The 21,885-nt window shown below is 42.0% G+C and carries 11 protein-coding genes; 3 read left to right on the top strand and 8 right to left on the bottom strand.

Going from position 1 to position 21,885, the window contains the following annotated elements:
- Positions 1 to 219 precede the first annotated feature (219 nt).
- From ACXHJ1_RS09205 to ACXHJ1_RS09195, 3 genes are read left to right on the top strand one after another with little or no spacing between them, the layout of a single operon-like run.
- The gene (locus ACXHJ1_RS09205) at positions 220 to 1,629 is read left to right on the top strand and encodes an efflux RND transporter periplasmic adaptor subunit (protein WP_457905987.1); all 1,410 of its coding nucleotides are present in this window, start codon (positions 220 to 222) and stop codon (positions 1,627 to 1,629) included.
- Complete coding sequence (locus ACXHJ1_RS09200) at positions 1,626 to 4,742, top strand: efflux RND transporter permease subunit (protein ID WP_457905986.1); 3,117 nt, start codon at positions 1,626 to 1,628, stop codon at positions 4,740 to 4,742. The genes ACXHJ1_RS09205 and ACXHJ1_RS09200 overlap by 4 nt, the downstream gene beginning before the upstream one ends.
- Before the next feature lie 55 nt (positions 4,743 to 4,797).
- On the top strand, positions 4,798 to 5,700 hold the full coding sequence (locus ACXHJ1_RS09195) for a TetR/AcrR family transcriptional regulator (RefSeq protein WP_107733828.1): 903 nt from the start codon (positions 4,798 to 4,800) through the stop codon (positions 5,698 to 5,700).
- 127 nt (positions 5,701 to 5,827) lie between these two features.
- On the opposite strand, the gene metK is transcribed toward ACXHJ1_RS09195, so the two are convergent.
- The 8 genes from metK to ACXHJ1_RS09155 all read right to left on the bottom strand — a co-directional run bounded on the left by metK (position 5,828) and on the right by ACXHJ1_RS09155 (position 21,829).
- Complete coding sequence (gene metK, locus ACXHJ1_RS09190) at positions 5,828 to 7,030, bottom strand: methionine adenosyltransferase (protein WP_107733827.1); 1,203 nt, start codon at positions 7,028 to 7,030, stop codon at positions 5,828 to 5,830.
- 329 nt (positions 7,031 to 7,359) lie between these two features.
- On the bottom strand, positions 7,360 to 7,650 hold the full coding sequence (locus ACXHJ1_RS09185; RefSeq protein ID WP_016822907.1) for an alpha/beta-type small acid-soluble spore protein: 291 nt from the start codon (positions 7,648 to 7,650) through the stop codon (positions 7,360 to 7,362).
- A 136-nt stretch (positions 7,651 to 7,786) separates the two neighbouring features.
- Positions 7,787 to 8,368, bottom strand: coding sequence for a hypothetical protein (locus ACXHJ1_RS09180; RefSeq protein ID WP_016822906.1), 582 nt, complete (start codon positions 8,366 to 8,368; stop codon positions 7,787 to 7,789).
- A gap of 44 nt (positions 8,369 to 8,412) precedes the next feature.
- Positions 8,413 to 9,945, bottom strand: a complete 1,533-nt coding sequence (locus tag ACXHJ1_RS09175; protein ID WP_457905985.1) for a stalk domain-containing protein — start codon at positions 9,943 to 9,945, stop codon at positions 8,413 to 8,415.
- A gap of 99 nt (positions 9,946 to 10,044) precedes the next feature.
- A complete protein-coding gene (locus ACXHJ1_RS09170) occupies positions 10,045 to 12,417 on the bottom strand; it encodes a copper amine oxidase N-terminal domain-containing protein (RefSeq protein WP_107733825.1) in 2,373 nt (790 codons plus the stop codon).
- 537 nt (positions 12,418 to 12,954) lie between these two features.
- The gene (locus tag ACXHJ1_RS09165; protein WP_457905984.1) at positions 12,955 to 14,301 is read right to left on the bottom strand and encodes an efflux RND transporter periplasmic adaptor subunit; all 1,347 of its coding nucleotides are present in this window, start codon (positions 14,299 to 14,301) and stop codon (positions 12,955 to 12,957) included.
- A gap of 19 nt (positions 14,302 to 14,320) precedes the next feature.
- A complete protein-coding gene (locus ACXHJ1_RS09160; RefSeq protein ID WP_016822902.1) occupies positions 14,321 to 17,458 on the bottom strand; it encodes an efflux RND transporter permease subunit in 3,138 nt (1,045 codons plus the stop codon).
- Positions 17,459 to 17,812: 354 nt separating this feature from the next.
- Positions 17,813 to 21,829 carry an S-layer homology domain-containing protein gene (locus ACXHJ1_RS09155; RefSeq protein WP_457905983.1) on the bottom strand — a complete coding sequence of 1,339 codons (4,017 nt, stop codon included), beginning with the start codon at positions 21,827 to 21,829 and terminating at the stop codon, positions 17,813 to 17,815.
- Positions 21,830 to 21,885 lie beyond the last annotated feature (56 nt).

Here is a 21,885-nt window from a genome sequence, read left to right as displayed (position 1 = left end):
GCGCATGTACTCTACCAATAAACAAAAAAATCCTCTTATGTTAATAGACTTATTATAAAGGCAAAAGTTCCGAAATTCCGCCAACTAATTCATAAAATCCAAAACAGTGAATTGACGAATGCAATATAGGCGCACTATAATACACATGAACTAACGAGTTCATTTTAAACCAATTAGTTTAAACTCGATTTTATGACCCTATCGGAAGGAAGGATAATCATGAATAAACAACGGGCCATCATCATGCTCACCTTATCAATGAGCCTCGCAATTGCCGGATGTTCTACCGGAAAAAAAGATGCTGCTTCAGGTTCATCCGCACAGCCGACCGTTGTGCGCACTACAATCGTCAAGAATACACCACTCCATACCGCCTATGACTTGTCAGGCACCCTTCAGGCTTATGAAGAACGTACACTGGCCTTTCAAAATGGAGGTACCGTCGCCAGCGCAGAGGTCACTACTGGCACTCTAGTCCAAAAAGGGGCAATCATTGCCCGTCTAGATGATGCTGACTACAGGCTACAGGTTGCACAGGCAACGGCCTCTATCCAAGAAGCTTTAGCCGGTATAGATAACGCACAGGCTAACCTACAGGCAGCTGCCTCTGCCATTCAATCCGCCGATGCAGGTATTACGAGTGCTCGTGCAAATGTCAGCAAGGCCAACAAGGGTGCGCGCGCTCAGGAAAAACAGCAAGCACAAATCACTGTCGATAAGGCACAAAGCGCCTATAACAAGGCCAGGACGGATAGCGAGCGGACACAAAAGCTGTTTGAGGCAGGTGCAGCTACCGCGTCGGATAACGAGAACGCCCGCCTGAATGCAACTGCTGCTCTTCAAAATCTGGAGCAAGCAAAAGCTTCCTTATCTCTTTTGCTGGAAGGGGCCACAGCCGAAGAGCATCAATCTGTCCAAGCTTCCTTTCAGGATGCGATTGCAGGTAAAACTAAAGCTCTTGCAGCCAGCGAACAAGCAGAGGCTTCCCAGAAACAAGCACGTGCCAACTACGAAAAGGCCCTTGTCGCCAAGGACCAGGCGGAGCTGGCATTGTCACGCACCCGTTTAACTTCTCCCGTGAACGGCGTAATCTTAGACAAAATCGTGAATACAGGTGATTTGGTCGCGTCGGGCCAAGCCGTCTATCGCATAGGCTCCACCGACCGTCTTAAAGTACTCCTTCCCGTACCAGACAGTGAAATTAAGGATTGGAAAAAGGGACAACAGGTGAAGGTGGCACTCTATGATGAGACTCGTCATGGTATGGTGTCCAACATCTATCCTTCAACCAGCACCGATACGGGGCGGGTTAACGTAGAGATTATCATTGCCAATCCACAGCGAGACTGGTTACCCGGCCAGATCATTAAAGCTGCGCATCAGGTAACAGACAAGAATGGTATTCTTGTGCCTGCTGAAGCAGTCATCAATACGGGAAGCAAGCCTTTTATTTTCAAAGATATTCAAGGAAAAGCGGTTAGAACCCCTGTGGAGCTTGGCAATCAGGTTGTAGATAATCAATTGCAAATTGTATCCGGGCTTCGTGAAGGAGAACGTATTGTCATTAAAGGGGCAGAATCCCTATTTGATGGAAATGCGATTCAGTCGGAGGAAGGCGGACGTCCATGATTGAGTACATCGTAAAAAAGCGAAAAATAACATTGCTGTTTTTTGTCATGCTGATTGTAGTTGGAGGTTTCGGTTTTTTCCAGTTACCACAGCAGGAAATGCCAGACGTGACCATACAGAATGCTATGGTCACAACCGTTTATCCCGGTGCTTCGCCACAAAAGGTAGAACAAACCGTAACTAAAGAGCTGGAGAAACGCATCAAGGAGGTTGAAGGTGTTAAAACGATTAATTCGACTTCTGGCAACGGATTCTCCTCTATTCTAATCGAATCCAAAAATGGAGTGGATCCTCAGACAGTTTGGGATAATATGCGTAAAAAGGTGCAAGATGCACAAGCCGATCTTCCTCAAGGTGCTGAGGTGCCTGTTGTAAATGACAAGCTGACCAGCTCGTTTATCGGCTCTTATGCTCTGACCGCCGACTCATCTGCACCACTGTATAAACTAAATGATTTGACCACCACCTGGAAAGATCAACTTAATACGATTTCCGGCGTATCCAGTGTCAAATTCAATGGTCTTCCTGACCAAGAAGTACGTGTCCGTATCGACAATCAGAAGCTCCAGCAATATCAGTTGTCGTGGGGACAAGTGGCACAAGCGATCCAATCTCAGATCGATCGAGTTCCTACCGGTAATATTGAATACAACGGACGTACCTATCAACTCATTGTTCGTGAGACCGAAAAAGCTGACGAATTAAATCAGGTCATTTTGACACGTACAAAGGAAGGTAATCCTGTTTATTTAAGAGATATTGGAACAACTGAGCTGGCACATCCTGAGGCAGAATATTTCGCTTATGTAGAGGGTAAACCGGCCATTACGCTAAGTATTGGAGCGGAAACAGGCACAGACATCCCCTCTATGAGCGAAAAGGTCAATACCAAGCTCAAAGAGCTGGAGAAAACACTCCCCGTAGGTGTTCACTTACAGACTCTCTTTGTACAAAAGGATCAGGTAAACCATATCTTTGACGACTTAAAGCGTGAAACGATTCTGGCAATTGCGGCTGTTATTCTCGTTTGTATGTTGGGCTTGAATTTGCTCACCTCTGCTTTTGTCGCGCTGGCAATCCCTATTTCGGTTTCGATTGCCATTATCTTTCTACCTATGTTCGGCATTACTTTAAATCAGATTTCCGTTGTCGGTCTGATCATTGTACTCGGCATACTCGTGGATGATGCTGTAGTGGTAAACGATAATATTGAGCGCAGACTTACGGAATTAGGAGAATCACCCTCCGTTGCAGCTATAAAAGGTACCAAAGAGGTCATGCTGTCTATTTTGGTTGCAACATTGGCCACCATCTCAGCTTTCGCTCCACTGTTGTTTCTTCCCGGAAATGTAGGTGCCTTTATTAGACCCATTCCCGCCATTGTTTCTCTGACCATGTTAGCCTCTATGATCATGTCCCTCACGATCATCCCTATTTTTCGAGAATGGTATGAAAAGCGCAGACAGACTCGTCATCCTCAGGGGAAATCAAAACCAGTAGGCTTGCTCGGTCAGCAGATTCACTCTTTAAACAAGCTTTATTCACAAAAGCTGATGCCTAAAGTCATTCAGCGTCCCTTGCTGACGGCTATGGTTGGACTCATGCTTGGAACAGCTGCTTATGGATTAGTTCCCTTTACATCCGTTGAGCTTTTCCCTGAATCAGAAGACCCTCATGTTGCATTAAATGTAAAAATGCCTGTAGGCACTTCCATTGCGGAAACCGACCAGGTCGTTAAAGATCTTGCAAATTGGATCAAGAAGCAACCTGAAACTTCCAAGGTCGTTTACAGCGCTGGGGGGACTGCTCCTCAACTGTTTAGTGACATTAACAGTATGGGCGGAAATATTACTTATAACGAAACCGTAGGTCAGATTGCTGTCGTCGGTAAAGAGAATGTATTCAATCTTAACTCAACAGTTGATGCTTGGGAACAACATGTTAAGAAGTCCTACCCTGGCGTTACGGTTACCATGTATGTTCCTCGTCTCGGGATTCCAGTAGGTAAACCCGTTTCTATTCGTATTTCAGGTCAGGATCTGAATGAACTGCAAACCCTTGCCCAAAAAGCAAAGGAGCAGATCGCGACAGTAGAGGGGGCAACGGGTATCGTAGATGACATAGGAATTGAACGGTATGCTCTCGAGCTTGAAGTGAACAAACAAGCCATGGATCAGTATCTAGTAAGCTACACAGATTTGACTCGTACCCTCCTTTTGTTAAAAGAGGGGGCTCAAGTAAGTCAATTTGATACTGGAAGCAGTCTGGTAGATATCAAAATGTATTTGAATCATAGTAACGAAGAGCCAAGTAACCTTTTCCAACAATTAAGTGTAGTGAATGCAGCTGGAAGGCAAATTCCATTAAACCAATTAGTACAGGTTAAGCCTTCATTTGCTATTCAGCAAATCAAGCATTACAATATGGAGCAGACGATTACGGTCGAGGCCGATTTGAACGGACGAACCGCGAGCGAAGCCATGGTAGATGTGGAGAGTAAACTGGCACAGATGAAGTTCCCTGAAGGATATAAATGGGAGGTAGGCGGTGAAACATCCGATCAGTCCACCATATTCGCGGACTTAGGGAAGCTGGCGATCGTTGTAGTCTTACTCATTCTACTCTTGATCACGATGCAGTTTTATTCACTCTCCATTCCTATTATTATTATGGCAACCGTGTACCTAGCAGCAGCCGGCGGGATTATTGGTATTTTCCTGACGGGTATGCCTATCGGTTTTATGAGCATCATGGGAATTATTGCACTCGCGGGTATTGTTGTGCGAAATGGGATTGTCCTAATTGAATTTATCGAGGATGCAAGACATGAAGGAATGGAATTAAAGGAAGCCGTAATACAAGCAGCCGCTGCCCGTTTCAGACCGATTTTATTGACTTCCCTGGCTGCCATTGTAGGTATGATTCCGTTAGCACTATTGGGAAGCCTGCTCTTTAAGCCACTGGCGTTCACTGTCATTTTCGGTTTGTTATTTTCGACCTTGTTAACTTTGTTTGTGGTGCCGTCTTTGTATATGATCATGGCTAAGTACAAGATGCACCGGCAACTCAAGAAACAGCAGCACACAGTTATTACACGTGACCAACCTTTGTAATATATGAAGTGGTGAATTCCGCATGCTGTCGAGTTGGATCCTGAAGGGAGTATGTATGGAAAATAAAAAAAATGATATTTTACAAGCAGCCATCCGGCTGTTCTCCAGAAAAGGCTATTATTCAACATCTGTTGAGGAAATCGCCAAAGAAAGTGGGATGGCAAAGGCATCCTTCTATAAATACTTTCAAGGGAAAGAAGAACTGCCTTTGGAAATGTGTATCATTCTGGAGAATAACATTGAACAAGACATCCGGGCTCTCTACAGTAAACCTGATCTTTCTAAGCACGATAAACTGCACGGTTTTATTGTACTTTATTTGAAAAATCTCGTTGAAAACAAAGTGTATCTCATGATGGATCTTCCTGAGCCTTCCATGCTTATTTTTCAGAATGAACAACTCAATGGTGCGTTTGAACAGCACGAATACAAATTGTACAAATGGGTTCACGACTGCCTAATTGATATTTTTGGACCAGGCATTGAAGATCATGCATGGGATATAACCTTTGTACTGAAAAGCATTGTGTTCGAATATATTCGCTTCTTTGCCGATCGGATGAATGATGAAACGATTGAGCATCTAACACAGTTTATCATCTTCTTATCCAGTTCCTTGGCAACCAGCCTGAGCAGTGCTGATTCCGCTCCACATTTGTTCTGGAGCAAAAAAGGCTGGTTACCCGAGAGCGCACTAAGTAATCCCTTTGACCAAGGTCGTCAAATTAACGGCCTGCTCCACTCCCTGGAAGACAGTATACTGCTTTCTTCGTGGAGCACAGAGGAGAAACAGGAGTGTCAGCAAATTTACGCTCAATTAAAGGAAGAGGCTCTGAAATCGAACCCTCAAAAAGGTCTCTTAAAAGCTCTTTTTGCGTATTTGGAGCAATATAAGGAAGTACAAAAGGTGTGTCATTTACTCAGAAATTTATTGGGTCTCGCACCGATATCCGAATAGTGGTGTGAAATTAAGTACACTATGGCAAGTTCATAATTAATAGCAGAGCATATCAAAAAAAGACTGTCTCATGCATAGCATGAACAGTCTTTTTAGGTTAATACGTTATTCTGATAACTTACGAGAATTATAACCCCGCTTGCTCTCTCAGAATTTCCGCTTTATCTACACTCTCCCACGGTACATCCAGATCTGTACGTCCAAAGTGGCCGTAAGCAGCTGTTTGCTTGTAAATTGGACGACGCAGATCCAACATGCGAATGATGCCTGCTGGGCGAAGATCGAAGTTATTTCGGATCAGTTCAACGAGTTTTTCATCACTAACTTTCCCTGTGCCGTATGTATCGACGTTAATCGAAACAGGCGTAGCTACACCGATGGCATAAGCAAGCTGAATTTCCACCTTGTCAGCCAATCCAGCTGCCACGAGGTTTTTCGCTACATAACGAGCAGCATAAGCAGCAGAACGGTCCACTTTGGTTGGATCTTTACCCGAGAATGCTCCCCCGCCATGACGTGCATAACCACCGTACGTATCCACAATAATTTTACGGCCTGTCAGACCTGCATCCCCTTGAGGACCACCGATAACGAAACGCCCTGTTGGATTAATGTAGTACTTGGTGTGCTCATCCAGCAATTCGGCAGGAACAACTGGCAAAATAACCTTTTCCTTGATGTCTGCTTGAATCTGTTCCAAAGTGGTATCTTCTGCATGCTGCGTAGAAACCACAATAGCATCAATACGAACAGGTTTTCCATTTTCATATTCTACCGTTACTTGAGTTTTACCATCTGGACGAAGGTAATTCAGCGTTCCATCCTTACGCACTTCAGACAAGCGTCGTGCAATACGGTGAGACATAGCGATAGGAAGAGGCATTAGCTCAGGTGTTTCGTTCGTAGCAAAACCGAACATTAATCCTTGGTCACCAGCCCCAATGTTTTCTGTTTCCTTATCTACTTCAGCAGGATCACGGCTTTCCAGGGCAGCGTTAACCCCTTGAGCAATGTCTGGCGACTGTTCATTCAAAGAAGTCAATACAGCGCAAGTATTATAGTCAAAACCGTATTTTGCACGTGTATAACCAATTTCCTTAATCGTATTACGAACAATGGATGGAATATCCACGTATTCCGATTTGGAGCTGATTTCACCAATGACGAGAACGAGACCGGTAGCTACCGATACTTCACATGCTACCCGTGCATTAGGGTCATTAGCCAAAAAGGCGTCCAATACAGCATCGGATATCTGATCACAAATTTTATCCGGATGGCCTTCTGTTACAGACTCGGACGTGAACAAATGACGACCTTTTACAGACATGAATTTCAACCTCCCACAATTAAAATACATGAGGATTTTTAATAAATCCTAACATGGCATGGCATTATTCAGTTACCTTCAACTCAACAAATGACGGAAGATATCTTTTACACCTGATTAACAAAAAATGAACCTTTTCCGGTAGGAAAAGGTTGCGTACAAGCCTCAAATGCCATGATATCCTATTTAAAACAAGGTGTCAATTCATGTCATCCAAATAACAAAATTTGAAAATGAAGTGAGTTTACATGCGAACCATTATGATCCACATGTAAATAGCTCCAGTTTATACCTACTATTTGTTTAAAATCTATATCAATAATTACAATTTATAATGTACCAAATTCAGACAGGCTACGTTCAGCGGATTGTATCAATCGTTTAGTAATTTCTCCACCAACGGAACCATTTTGTCTTGAAGTTAAATCGCGCCACTCTACATTTTGATTCCTTGTAAAATCCCCTAATTCTGCAGCAAATTCACTGTCAGCATTCGGATGTATATGTGCATATTGAGGATTATAAACAGGTAACCCAAACTCGGCAGCAATTTCATACTTCAAATCATCTAACCTCGCACGGCTTTCGGGAATTAATCGTCTTTGACTTCTTGACGCCATCGTATGCACCCTCCACTCAATGAATTATTTTTCATGAAGTTAGTGTGCAGTGTTTAAAGTCAACTTAGCCAAGAACAATTTGCTATCCCAAGCAGTATTTAAGAAAAAGAGTACCTTAAACAGAGATAGACACCAGTTATTGAACAGTATAACCGCCTCGTACCATAACGACTAGGCCAAACTTCTGCCCTTCTTTTACTTGAATACCTCTTCCTTCTCTAGGAAACGATAATAAATGATTTTTTTCGACAGCCTGGTTATGAACAATTTCAGTTCCAGAAGTAATATCAATAGCACCACTGGCATCCATGCTGTACACAACAGCATTTCCATTACGTAAAATAAATTCTGCCCCAGCTTTGGCAATCAGTTTCTGACCAGGCTTTACATCAACAACCTTCAAAGCCTCTGTCTGCTCCACCGTTGAACTTTTAGCAGCATTAGAGGTTCCTGAAGACGTTGTATTAGAAGCAGTGGTGTTTGTTGCTGGAGCAGTCGAGTTAGTTGTTTTACTACTAGTGCTGCTTGCAGTTCCCCCACCTTTGATGGCCTGAGCAATTTTTTGGTCAACATAGCTTTTGGTTACGACTGGATCATCAGCTGTTCCAGGTTGTCCAGAACTGGAGGCTCCATTAACTGAACTGTTCATCAAAGAGCCAGCCACAATTCCTCCTCCAAGTAAAACAGCAGCCAACGATACTTTATAGCGTGATTTCATGAAAACCTCCTACTGCAGTTATAACAAGTATAGGTAAGCTTAAATTATTGCGCACTTGCTCCAGCGGAACCTTGCATAGCCCATGGCTTATTGAAAGCCAGCTTCAAAGTATCAATACTTGAAACAATATCTTCCGCTTGTTGTTCAGCAGTAGTCACTTTCAAATTAGCCTCGTAAACCTGAAGCTCAGTAGCCAGTCCAACATCAAATTGCTTTTTAGCCATATCAGCCGCACTTCTTGCACTCACCAAACCAGCTTGGATCTGTGAGTATTGGCTTTCCAATGCCTTGATATTGTTATAAATTGTTCTCACAGCTTCTTCCAACTGTCTCTTTGTACCTTCTGTAGCATACTGAGCTTTTTCAACATTAAGTTGTTCAGCTTCATATGGGGTATTTCCAGGAGTACTAAAGTTATAAAGCTTTAAGCTCAATTCAGCCAAATCCACTTTTTGCTCACTCAACCAAATGGCAGTACTGCTAGTGAGTACTTGGCTTACTTTTGTCTCTACATTATCTTTAAATTCAGAATAGACAGGCTTATCCTTCAATTCATAACGTTGCTCTGGTTTGTAGCCAATCAATTGATTCAAAGATATATATGCACTATCCAAATCTTTTTTAGCTTTATCCAAAGCTGCTTGATTTTGAGTCAACTGATTAGTCGCTTGGGTAACCTCATAATCACTCGACATTTGATTATCTCTCTTGATTTGTGCAACTTTAAGCTTGCGCTCAGCATCTTCAATATTTAATGCTGCCAGTTTGACGGCATTTTGCTTTTGAAGGAGCTTGTTATAAAGATCCTTCACATTATATTCAATACTTTCTTTGGTCATTTCCAGATTCTTTTTGGCAGCCTCATAATTAAGGTTCGTTTGGGCATAGCCTTTAAAAGCTTTATCTTGAGCCTCATCTCCCGCTTCAGCAGGAACAAAATCAATATTTTTGCCAGTTTCTTTCATGATTTTCCCTGCTTGATCGATACTCACTTCTCCTGTTTTAACTGAAGTACTATCAGCTATAGCCAGTTTTACTGCATCATCATAGGCTAAGGAGTCATTATAGTAAGTATCATAAGTAACTTTGGTCACAGGAGCTGTAAGTGGCTTACTGGACAAGCTATTAGTGTCAGTGGCGCTACCATTAGCTTGATTCGAAATGGTCACTGTTCGTGTAGCTTGATCCCAATTTACTTTGGCGCCTAATGATTGGCTCACAAAACGTAAAGGAACGAGCACCTGACCCTTTTGAATTTGAGTTGCTGCATCGAGCTGTACAGGATTACTGTTTTTATAAGCAAGTTTAGAACCAATATTCAAAGTTAATCTATCATCATTTTTAGATGCTATTACTTTTTTGGCTTTGCTGTCCCACTCTACTTGCGCTCCCAAGCTTTCAAAAACGCCACGAAGAGGCACCAAGGTTGTATTTTGACTGACTATCGGAGACTGTGTATATTGCTGAGTTACACCGTTAATAATAACCTTTATATCACCTGACTGAGCTCCTGCAAGATTAGCAAACGCAGAAGTAAGAACCAATGTGGATAGTAATGCCACTCCAAAACGTTTCATAATTTCTCTCCTTTGTCAATAAGACTAATAAAAGAAAAGGGCTCCAAAAGGAACCCTTTTCTCATCTAATTCAGTTAACTCAAAAGAGTTGCTCTTAAATTAGTTGTTGTTTTCAACAGTTACTGTTTTAGCAGTTGCATCATAGTTGATGGATGCATCCAAAGCTCTGCTCACCCAGAAGATAGGCAGTACAGTACGGTTTTTGTTAGTTACAGCTTTAACGTCCATACGAATCACAGAACCGTTAACAGTCAACAGGTTAGTGTTCAGTTTGATTTGAGCAACGCGGTCACCTTTAATCAGGGTAACTGTGGAAGTTGCTTTGTCAAACAGGATGTTTTGTGGGGATACACCCAAAGCTTCAGCTGCATAACGTACTGGCAAGTAAGTGCGTCCGTTTTCAGCATAAGCAGCTACATCAGCTGTTTTAGTTTCGCCGTTCACAGTGTAGGAAGTGCTTCCCAATGTGAAGACAGCTTTAGTTTTAGTAGCACCTGGAGCTGGAGTTCCAACAGTTGCGATTGCTACTTCAGCAGCTGCAGTGTTGTTGTCTTTCCAGTTTTGAGTGTTGTCAGTTGCGCCTTTGTATGCAGTGTAAGAAACTGCGCTACCTTTCAGCTTAGCAACGATGTCGCCTTGTGCTACAGTACGGTCAACAGTCAGCTTAGGAGCGGAGATTGTGATTGTACTTGGAGTAGCAGATTCGCTGTCGATGTAGAAGCTCAGACGGCCTTTGTTGCTTTCGCCGTAAGTATCAGTAGATACGCTCTTCACTTTAACGTCACCAGCTGTAACTTTTACTTCTGGAGTAGAAGCAAAACGTACGCCTGTTGGCAATTCCAAGATTACTTCACGGCTACCGTCTTTCTTAACGAAAGCTTCTTTAGCAGCTTCAGTGATTGTGATATCGCCAACTTGTTGATCGCCCAGACCGATTGTCAGGGTTGGTTTGGAAGCAGCAGCCAGAGTAACTGCTTGTTTCACAGTTGCAACCTTAACAGTACCGCTCAGACCTTGGCTACCAGCAACATCAACGTTCAGATCGCCAGAGAAACCTGGTTGCGTAGCAACTTCAACGTTTTTCAGTTTCAAAGTACCAGCATCAGTTGTGCTGTTAGCATTGTTGAAAGTCAATTTCAAAGTACGTTTGTCAGAGTCAGTGTAGGAAACTTCTGCTCCACCCAAACCGTTAGTGTTCTCCATAGAACCGGAGAAGTTGCTTCCTGGGTTATTGCTTTCAAAAGTTGACTGCCAACGAGCACCTTCAGGCAGACGCAAAGTTACAGTACGTCCTTTTACGAAAGAACCAGCAACAGTTTCTTTAATTACAACATCACCAATTTTTTGCTCGTCATGACCAGCAAGGATCGTTGTTGGAGTAGCTACGGAAACGCCACCACCGATTTGACCATAGCTACCGACTACGAGGGAGCTAACGTCAGTTGTTGCATTACCAGAGATGCTAACAGTTACATCGCCTTCTTTAGCACTGTTTTCATCATCAACATAGAATCCTACAGGCAATTGGAAAGATGTTTGAGCATCACTTACTTTTTTCAAAGACAAAGTAAGAGTGTCGCCATCAGTAGAATAATTTACATCCCCTGGCGCAATTGCTTTGTCTGTTTTAGAAGTAAACAAAATAGTCGCTGGGTTTTTAGGAGCAGAATCCCATTTGAAACCGCTAGGCAATTTCAATTTAATGTTGTTTGTACCCAAAGAACCAGCAGTTTCTTCTTTAACTTTCAAAGTTGCAGTAAAGTTTTCTTCGCTGGAAACAGTATCAGCTGCGGACAAGGATACTTGACCGGAAGAAACTACGTTTGCGATTGTTGCTTCACCGCTAGTGAAACCACTTGCAGAAGCTGCATCAAAAGTAGCTTTTACAGGTCCATTGCTAGGTCCGTTAACATTGATTTTACCAAAGTTCATGTAAAGATCAACGCTATCTTTGGAGTTAGTAAAGTTGAAAGTCACTCTTGCAGAGTTATTAGTGAGCTTCTCTACAGTCAAACCTTCACCTGGAACGTATCCAGTTTCTTTACGAGCTGCTTCATTATCATTGTTATCGCCTGGATCAATGTAAACACCCAAACCATAAGTAGAATCAATAGCAGTAGGTACAATACCAGGGGCAGTAGCGAATTCAAAGCCTTTAGGCAAAGTAACAGTGAAAGATTCACCTTTACCAACAGAAGCTTGGCTTACGTTAACTTTTACTCTACCCAGAGTAGTGTTAGAAGTTTGACTTGAACCAATACTTGGAGTATTAACAGCAGAATAGCTAGAAGCTGCATGGATTGCAGTTGGTGCAGTCAATGCTGCGATTGGAGCTGCAACACCAGCAACCAATGTTGCTGTTGCCAGCACGTTGATCATTTTTTTGTTAAACTTTGTCATAACCTTTTTTTCTCCTCCTTGAATATAAACAGAAATATTATTTTTGTCTTTTTGTCGGATCTTGTCACTCATCAGTCGTTACACCTCCTTTCCGAGCTTTATGAGAACCCTTATAAAATGATATCTGTGACAATATCACAGAAGCTTGGAATCTAGTTGAAAGAAAGCGTCCATTTATGACGTACTCCAGTATTATACAATGTGATAACAATGCAGTAAAGATTTTTTTTAGCGAATTTTGTCTTTACGCTTTTGTACCCCTTTGTTTCATACTCACCCAATTAGACGTAGCATGGGTCCAAAAAGTTGCGTCTGTTTCAAAAAAAAAATATTTTTTTTGATTATGTATTTCGCTTTCCACAGTCATAATTATACTATTGAACCTGTTCCTCCGTCATCCTACAACTTTTACCTTCTCAACCTTAAATGTACAAGGTTATTTTCTGTACATTAATCAGGCCTCTAATGGAGTATATTCGTAACGAATAATCCATAGAATACATAAAGTACATAAAGACTATAGATTCCTAAGAAATCTAATACTCTAATACACTTTAAATAGTAGAAATGACGGAGAACAGGAATATAATGTAAATATAATGAAACAAATTATTTTACTACATTAATCTTCGCGCCATCAGAAAGCAGACTTACGCCCTTAACGACAACATTTTGTCCCTCAGTAAGCCCCTTGGTTATCTCAACCTGTTTGGCACTTTCCTGGCCTGTCTGCACTTCTACCCGTTTAGCAATAGTACCCTCCACTACATATGCATACTTCTTTCCTGCCTGCTCCGTAATGGCGTCCTGCGATACTAAAATGTTTTTAGGAGCCTCTGTCTTCATATATACAGTTACAACCATCCCTGATTTTAATTCGCCAGAACCATTAGGAACCGAAATCTCGACAGGATATGCCTTGAGGTCATTATCCATTACCGGATTGACGGCCGACACTCTGGCTTCAATGCGCTTGTCTAACGAGTCCACACCTACAGTTACAGATGAACCCACCTGCATCTTCAGAAGCTCTGATTCAGAAACGTTGACCTTAGCAATGATAGGATTGGTATTCGCAATTGTAACAACTGCAGATTGTGCACTAACCATTTGCCCTTGGACTCCTGTTACTACCGATATAGTGCCGGAAATCGGAGCTTTGACTACAGCATCCACCAGTTGACTACGCGCTGTGTCTAAATTCGCTTTGGCTTGATTAACAGAAGCACGCGCTACGTCTATGCCCGTTTTCTGTTGAGCAAGACGTAATGACTTCTGAGCATTATTATATGTTGTTTGCGCACTTTCCTTGGATGTTTGAGCATTGTGCAGCGCGATCTGTGCATTCTCCACTGCAGTTTGAGCCTTTCGATACGTTATTTGGGACTGCTCTAACTCGGATTGAGATAGAGCGCCCGCACTAAACAACTGTTGGTTGCGATTAAGCGTATTTTGTGCATCACGTACGGAATTTTGAGCATCAACCAGGCTGGTCTGAGCTTGAGTAATGGAATTGTCTTGCTGTACAAGCGCACTTTTAGCTTGATCCACACTGGACTCTGACTGTTGCACAGATTGCTCTGCGCCTGACTCAGCCTGTTTTAAATTGGCCAAGGCAACCTGATATGATTCCTGGGATTGCTTAATCGAGTCCCGTATATCCTTTTGATCTATAGTAAACAATGTGTCGCCTTTGCTTACCTTTTGCCCCACTGTAAGGTTAATACCTTGAATCTTACCACTAATTTTTGGAGATACTTGAGCCGTCTCCTTGGGAGCAAAGCTTCCAATAATACCTGTTGAGTCGTTAATACTACCTTTGGCCACTTTGGCTACTTGAACCGGAATAGCTTGCTGCGCGGCAGTTGGAGCGGCAGGGGCCTCACCCCCACCGCAACCCGCTAATGCAACTGATAAAAGCAAAGTTGTAGCAATCAGAGCACTTTTTTTATTCATTATGTTTCTCCACCTCACCTTATATATGAACACTTTTTTGTAGTTTCGCTTCTTTTTTCAGTTGTCTCTTTGCCTGTCTTTTCAATTTCCGATTTTTACGTTTTTGTATCATATTATCTAGGATTACGTAGACTACCGGAATAAGAATCAATGTAATAATAGCAGCGAAGGACAACCCGAATACAACAACTACTGCCATCGGTGCTTGTGTTTCGTTACCACTGCCTGTAGCAAATGCCATTGGAAGCAATGCTAGTACAGTTGCCAGCGTCGTCATCAAAATTGGACGTAACCGTTCAGACGCTCCATGAATAATGGCTTCATCTCGATCTTCGCCTTCTTTTCGAAGCTGAATTATAAAGTCAATCATAACAATCGCATTGTTGACGACCAAACCGACGAGCATGATATAACCGGTAAATGCTGATACGCTGAGGCTTGCTCCCGTTACAGCTAAACCGATAAGCACACCAATTACCGTAGGTGGAACTGAGAACATAATAACAAATGGTGTAAGCAACGATTCAAACTGTCCAGCCATAACCATATAAATCAGCACGACTGACAGCAAAATAGCTATCGCTAAGTTCATAAAAGATTCCATCATTTGTTCATTTTGTCCGCCACCCGTATCTGCACTATAGCCTTCTGGGAAGTGAGTACTTTTCAAAAGAGCATCTATTTTTTGATTAATGGTAAGAATATCCCCTGTTCCGTCGATATCAGCTGTAATCTGTACTTGACGGGTTTGGTTTTCACGAGTAACAGTATCGGGTACACTCCGTTTATCAATACTTGTTACTGATGATAAAGGAACATCAATCCCCTGCGAGGTGGTAATACGCAAGGCTTGTAGAGATGACAGATCATGGCGGCTTTGCTCTGGCAATGATATCTTCACATCAATCTGATCATCACCCGTACGATAGCTTGTGGCGGCTGATCCATTAAATGAAGTATTAACTGCAGATAAGATTTGAGTTGCTGACAAGCCATATCGACTAGCAAGCTCCCGATTAACGGTAATTTCATATTCTTCACGAACTGCACTCAAGCTACTTTTGACATTAACGGTACCCGGTATTTTTTTCACATCCGCAACGAGATTGTCCGAGAGTTCACGCAGGACGTCCATATCGTCACCTTTTAAATTAATGTTAACAGCCTTTCCACTCGAAAGACCTGTTGCAGATGCTAGTGTAATCTCTGCATCTGGAATACTATCAAATTTCTTACGAAGGCCTTCAACTACAGCGTCTGTTGGCTGATGCCCATCCTTCAGCGTTACATTTATATCTGCCGAGTTGGATGGGGCTGCACCTGAAAAGCCTGAGTTGCCACCAGAACCAACCGTGACTGTCATTTTATCCAGATCAGGAACTTTCAAAATTTCTTTTTCTATACCTTGAACTACCTTTTCCGTTTCTTCCAAGACTGTTCCATTCGGAAGTTTCACATTAATCGAAAATTCACCAGTATCGGACTCAGGGATAAATTCAGCCTTAACCAAAGGAACCAAAGCACCTGCCGCCACAAACATTAATAAAGTAATGATTAACACAGATTTTCTGTGGTTAATTCCCCACTTCAGTACACGTCGATAGCCACCCTTAAATTTCTCAAATCCGATATTAAACCACACAATAGGGTTAATACCTTTATAAGTACCTGAAGAGTAAATGGATTCATCTGGTATGGTAGGTAACCAACGCGAGCTAAGCATCGGCACAATTAGAAGGGATACCAGCAAAGCAGCGATGTGAGAGAAAATTACAGTTAACGCCAACGGTTTAAATAGAACCCCTGCAATTCCATCAACAAAAACAACTGGTAAAAATACTACAATCTGTGCAAGTGCAGATGCCATAACCGCATTACCCACTTGCTTGGAGCCGTCAATAGCTCCTTGTAGCATACTTTTGCCTTCATGTCGCTGCCTAAAAATATTCTCAATAATAACAACGGCAAAGTCGACGAAGGATCCTAACCCCAAAAGCAAACCGCTCAATGAAATAACATTAATGGTTTGTCCGGTGAAATACATCATCATAAACGTTGCTACGAAGGAAATTGGAATAACGATCGCAGCAATAATAGTAGAACGTATACTGTTCAAAAATAATAGCAGTACAATGGCTGCGATAATAAGCCCCAATATAGCATGCTCTATTAGCGAGTGTACGGAGTCTCTAATAGGCTTAGAAGCATCTGTTACCATTTCCAATTGAGTTCCCGCAGGTAACTCTTTCCGTATTGAATCTAAACTCTCCTTCACTGAATTGGCGATTGAAAGAGTATTTCCACCTGTAGCCTTAGTAACAGAAATATTAATACTTGGCTTTCCATTAAAGGTAGAAATAATAGTAACATCTTCGGTGGAGTCTTCAACAGTCGCAATATCCTTTAATTTCACGCTTCCCTTACCTACAGGGATTGGCGTTTCACCCATTTCCGAAACAGCCTGATATTCACCTTGTACCCGAAGCTGAATTTGTGTATTACCACGATATACAGAACCAGCAGACCCAGCAATGTTATTAGCCGATAGCGCTTGGCTGATTTGGTCCAGAGTAATACCATAGCTTTGTAGCTTGGCCTGATCTACAGTGATCTTTACGAGTCGTTCTTGGCCGCCTGACATGTTGGCTGCGGCTACTCCTGCAATTCTTTCAAGTCGCGGCTCAATAATATCTTCAGCAATCGGCTTTAGCTTGTTAATATCCTGGTCCCCTGTAAAAGCGAGGGTTATAACTGGTGTTGCGTTAAGATCCAATTTAAGTACGCGTGGCGAATTTGCCGCCTTAGGAAGAGAGCCTCTAACCCCATCGATTTTATCTCGCATATCGAGGGTTGCCTGATTTATATCTACTCCCCAGTTAAATTGAATCATGACCATAGATGTTCCTTCTGAGGACTCGGACATGATCGTATCCACATTCTCGATAGAAGCCAGATTTTTCTCAATAGGTTTAGTAACCAATTCCTCAACTTCTGTAGGTGTTGCATTTGGAATACTGGTCACCACTGCAGCATATGGCAGCTTCATATCCGGCATCTGCTCTACAGGAAGCCTTAACGCAAAAATACCGCCCCCGATTAACAAAGCAATAATTAACATAAATACTGTTACAGGACGGCGTATTGAAAACTGAGACATCTCATCACTCCCCACTCACTTCTCTATGTAATATTTAAGCACACACATCCTCTACTACGATGAAATAGGCGTAAAGTTTCAGATAAATGCGCAAAAAAAACATATATAAAAATAATAAACACATTTTGAGATAAATCCTTAAAAAAAAGCAATTAATTACAGTCGTTTAAGGCAAATCAAAAATAAAAAAAACGCCGTAATGCTTATCCAAAGTATTCATCTCACTGATATTATGGCACAGGCCCGTAATTCCAGTCAAATAGCTGATTTATAAAAAACATCCCTCTCATGTATATGAAAGGGAATTTCCATTTCGCATGGAGGGATGTTTAATAATTACAGGTTTTTGATTGATTAGATTTTAGGAAGCAGTTTTTTATCAGCCATAACTTTAGCCACAATAATCGCTGCATCTCCACGCAAGGTCAAGGATGTAGGGTTAAACATATAACCTTTTTTCGGATCACTTGCATCTACAGGAGACCCTGTGATAAAGCCTTTCTTGGCGATAGCCAATACAGATGCTTGTGCGTAGTAATCGATCTTGTCCGCATCTTTAAAGGTCTTGGACAGATTTTTCATGATCTTGTCATGATCTGTTTCCAGCTTCAAATTCAATGCCTTGGCGATAATGACTGCTGCATCTTGACGTGTGATTACATCTTCCGGCATAAAGATTCTTGGTTGCGAACCTTTGACAATACCGGCACGCGCAGCTGTTTCAATATAACGATAATCGTAGAGCGCATCTGCGGATATCGTATTTGGAATAGACACGTCGTCGAAGTGCTTCGCTCCACTGAAATTAAGTGGAATTTGCAAACCTTTGACAATCATCGACGTGAATTCGCCTCTCTTAATGTAGCTGTCAGGTCCAAAGCTATTAATTGGATCCATTGGGTTCATAACACCTTTAGCCAAGATCGCTTCGATGTAATCTCTGGCGTACTTGTGCTTAATGACATCACTATATGTTTCTCCAACCTTAGCAACTACATAGTAGCCGAAACGATCAAACGGTACTTTAATGGTATGTTTCTTCGGATCCACCACACCACCAATGTTCTGCCAATCCTTCAAATCAGGATCAAAAAAGAACACTGTCATTTGTTTCCCTGCATCCTGAGCAATACTGCTATCATACGTTAGCGTCAATGTAGCACGCTTGGAAGGTACTAGCTCGTTAGATGGGTCACGCCAGTAGAAGTTTTTGATCTTGCTACTGTCATTTTGCGATTTGTTTGCCAATTGATATGGATCGGCACCATACGTTACGGGATCGTAAGCATCTGTTTTGATATCATCTGCTGTACCTGGGTCAATCCAGAATACTGGACTGGACTTGGTAAAGCGACTTGGGAAATCTCTGTTGAAGTATCTACTTCCATCAGCAATCAAACTCTGCATGTCGGACAATGCTTTTTCAGTTTCAAATTCATGACGGTCTACCACACCATCTTCGCTATTCGCGATCGCAAAGTACAAAGTATGACCAGAGAAGACCTGGTTTTTGAATTGCTGTGGTTGATCGTAATCCCGACGTATCAGGCTCGTTCCTTTCGCGAAAGCAAGTGTAAGATTACCATCAAACACTTTGTGCGATGTTTTCATCGCTTCCATGTACTGCTCGCCAGGAATATTAGTAGGCACATATTTAACAGTAATGGTCTGTTTTAATTTTTCCTTGCCAACTGTAACCACTACATCAATTTTATTATCTTTGTTGGCTTTTAGACCTGTTACGATGGCTTTGTAAGTTTGTGGGTAATCCACAGTACCATCATAATCAGAGTCGAATCCTTCTTGAACTGCTGTTTCCTTACCTACTGTAACACTATCTGCATTACCTGCGTTTACAACAACTTGCACAAAGTTTTGATTCACGATCCGTTTTTCAGGAAGCGGACGCAAGATATCAAAAGATGTGGATTGACCAGATACTTGCAGTCGGAAAGTAGCAAACGGTCCGCTCTTGCCACTATTGTACAAGGTAATGTTATAAGCTACTGGCGTTCCATCTTGCGAAATAGTTTGGTTTTTCAATACAAAGCTGAAATACTTTTTGTCCGGATGGTAGTATACGAGCAGATCTTTTAGATCTTTGCTTGTAAACTTATCCGTAGTGGCACCAGAGTTGTATGCAGTTTTGGCGTCCTCTGCTGAGAAGAATTCGTTATTCAGCGTCCAGTTAACCTCACTGTCATCTGATCCCTTAATTTCTAAAATGTATTGATCTTTATTGGCAATATCACTTAACGAACCATTCACTTGATCCGCTTTACCCAAATCAGCAATACTGAAAGTACCAAAGATATTGATATTTTTCAGCGATGTTTTGTAGTTAGTGTCATCTACTTTAGTGAAATTTGCATCTTTTGCTTTCGGTGCAATTTCGCTATACTTCGGCGTATTGCTCAGGCCGCTAACGGGTGTAAAAGGAATAATTCCTTGTGTGTTTGGAGCAGGAATTACTGGAATATTCGTTTGTGTAAAGTTTACTTTTACCGTATTGCTATACTCGATACCTGGCTTGAACACAAACTTGATTTCATTATTTCCGTTTGCCAGTGCGTTTGCAGCCGCTGTTTCGGAGGAAGCAGCCAGCTTAAAGTTCGCTCCTGAGCCTTCAAGGTCAACTAATACGTTGTTCACATACAAGAATACGTTTCGGTTACTGCCAGTATAGTGAATATCCGCTGCATTACTTACATCCAGCAATTTACCTTTAAAATAACCCAATTGATTCAGTTTATAGGTGTTTAAGTTTGCACTCGATGTATTCAACGGAATTTGTTGACCATCATAAATCGTATCGTATTTCATGAATGGACCCTGCAATAAGTTTACAGTTGCCTTAATCAATTTGCTTGAGTCACCATTCAGGTAGAAATTCAGTACGTTTTGTCCTTCTTTAGGTAAAGTATCTACGTAAGCAACAATTTTTTTCACTTGTGTTGACTTACCATTGATTGTCCGAATCACATCTTGGGGTGAACCCACGGTATGAACGGATACACCAGAAAGCTCGCTAATTGAACTAGGTGTACCATTAACAATGATAAACTCCATACCTACAGGCACAGATGGAGCATCTGTAGTCTTGTTCTTCATAGAACTTCCCGTTAATTTCATAGCTTCATCTATGGCAGCAGCTTGATCAGACCCACTACCATTAATTCTACTTAACAGCTGATTATTAAAATCAGGGAGAAAGTTCACGTCGTCAATATAAGGCTGAGTGCTGCTGCGCAATGTAAATTGAACCGCAGATGCATTGGAGCTTGTTCCATCTGCAAACCCTACACTCAGGGATGCACGAATCAAGTGGTCAGTTACGATACCATCAGGCACAGTTACCTGGAACGGATATACTTTGTAACCACTGGATGTAACAACATTGGCTGTATCAATCGTAGCATCAATTCCATTGGTATCCCCAATGGCGCTACCGTTATTGCTTACATCCGTAAATCTGGCATTAATTTTGCTCACTACTGGATCAGTTGCTCCGGAAGGAACCAGAACATTACCTTTCAAAACCACACCGCTTGTAGACGATACGGTAAAGTCAGGCGAAGTCGTCAGATCAGCAGACACATTGCCGTCCTTATTCAAAGTCAGATCAGAAAATTCAGGTTTCCCCGTATAAATCGTAATCTCACGCGTAACCGTAAGAGCCTGAGTTCCGTTGTTCACTTTAATCGTCACTATATTTTTACCCGGACTGAGTACAACACTACCTGTTAGTTTATAGCCGGTATAAGAGGAGACATTATACGAATTACTGCTTTTTGTTGAAGTGAGCGTTACACTGTCAGCATTAGGAGCTGTACCTTGAATGACTACTTTCACGTCATCTGTGCCGCTATTTTTTGCATCTGTCAGCACTGCTGTCTGATTCTCTAGCAACTGCTGGGTTTGGCCATTCAGCGTAGCAGACAGATCATATAGCTTGGGTCCATCCTGATACTCAATGTAAATGGAATCCTTCATTTCGGCTGAATTTTGACTGCTTTGGAATGTAATTCGGTTCAAACCAGGGAACAGTTTAATATCTGAAATTTGAATTGTAGAGCCATTGACCGTAATTCCGCCCTTTTGACTCTCATTTTTATTAACTACTGTAAGGTTTGTTCCATTTTTGGAGAGTTGGAATACACTATAAGATATAGTACTTCCATTCACTCCGTTAATCGTACCGTTAACTGTAACACGGTCGGTGTTTACCATTCTGGCCGAATCCGCATCATATTTTTCATTTGGAAAAATGAAATAAGTTCCTGTCGCAGCATGAGCCGTACCTACCAGGGCCGCCGGCACCAAGCCAATGATGAGACCAACCGTCAGCAACATGGATAGCAATCGTTTCAAATCATTGTCCTCCTTTGATTCTGTCGCACCTTGGGGTACGTAATCATTCATTACTT

It is taken from the genome of Paenibacillus sp. ALE2, from assembly GCF_054113385.1.
This window is presented reverse-complemented; position numbering and strand designations above follow the sequence as displayed.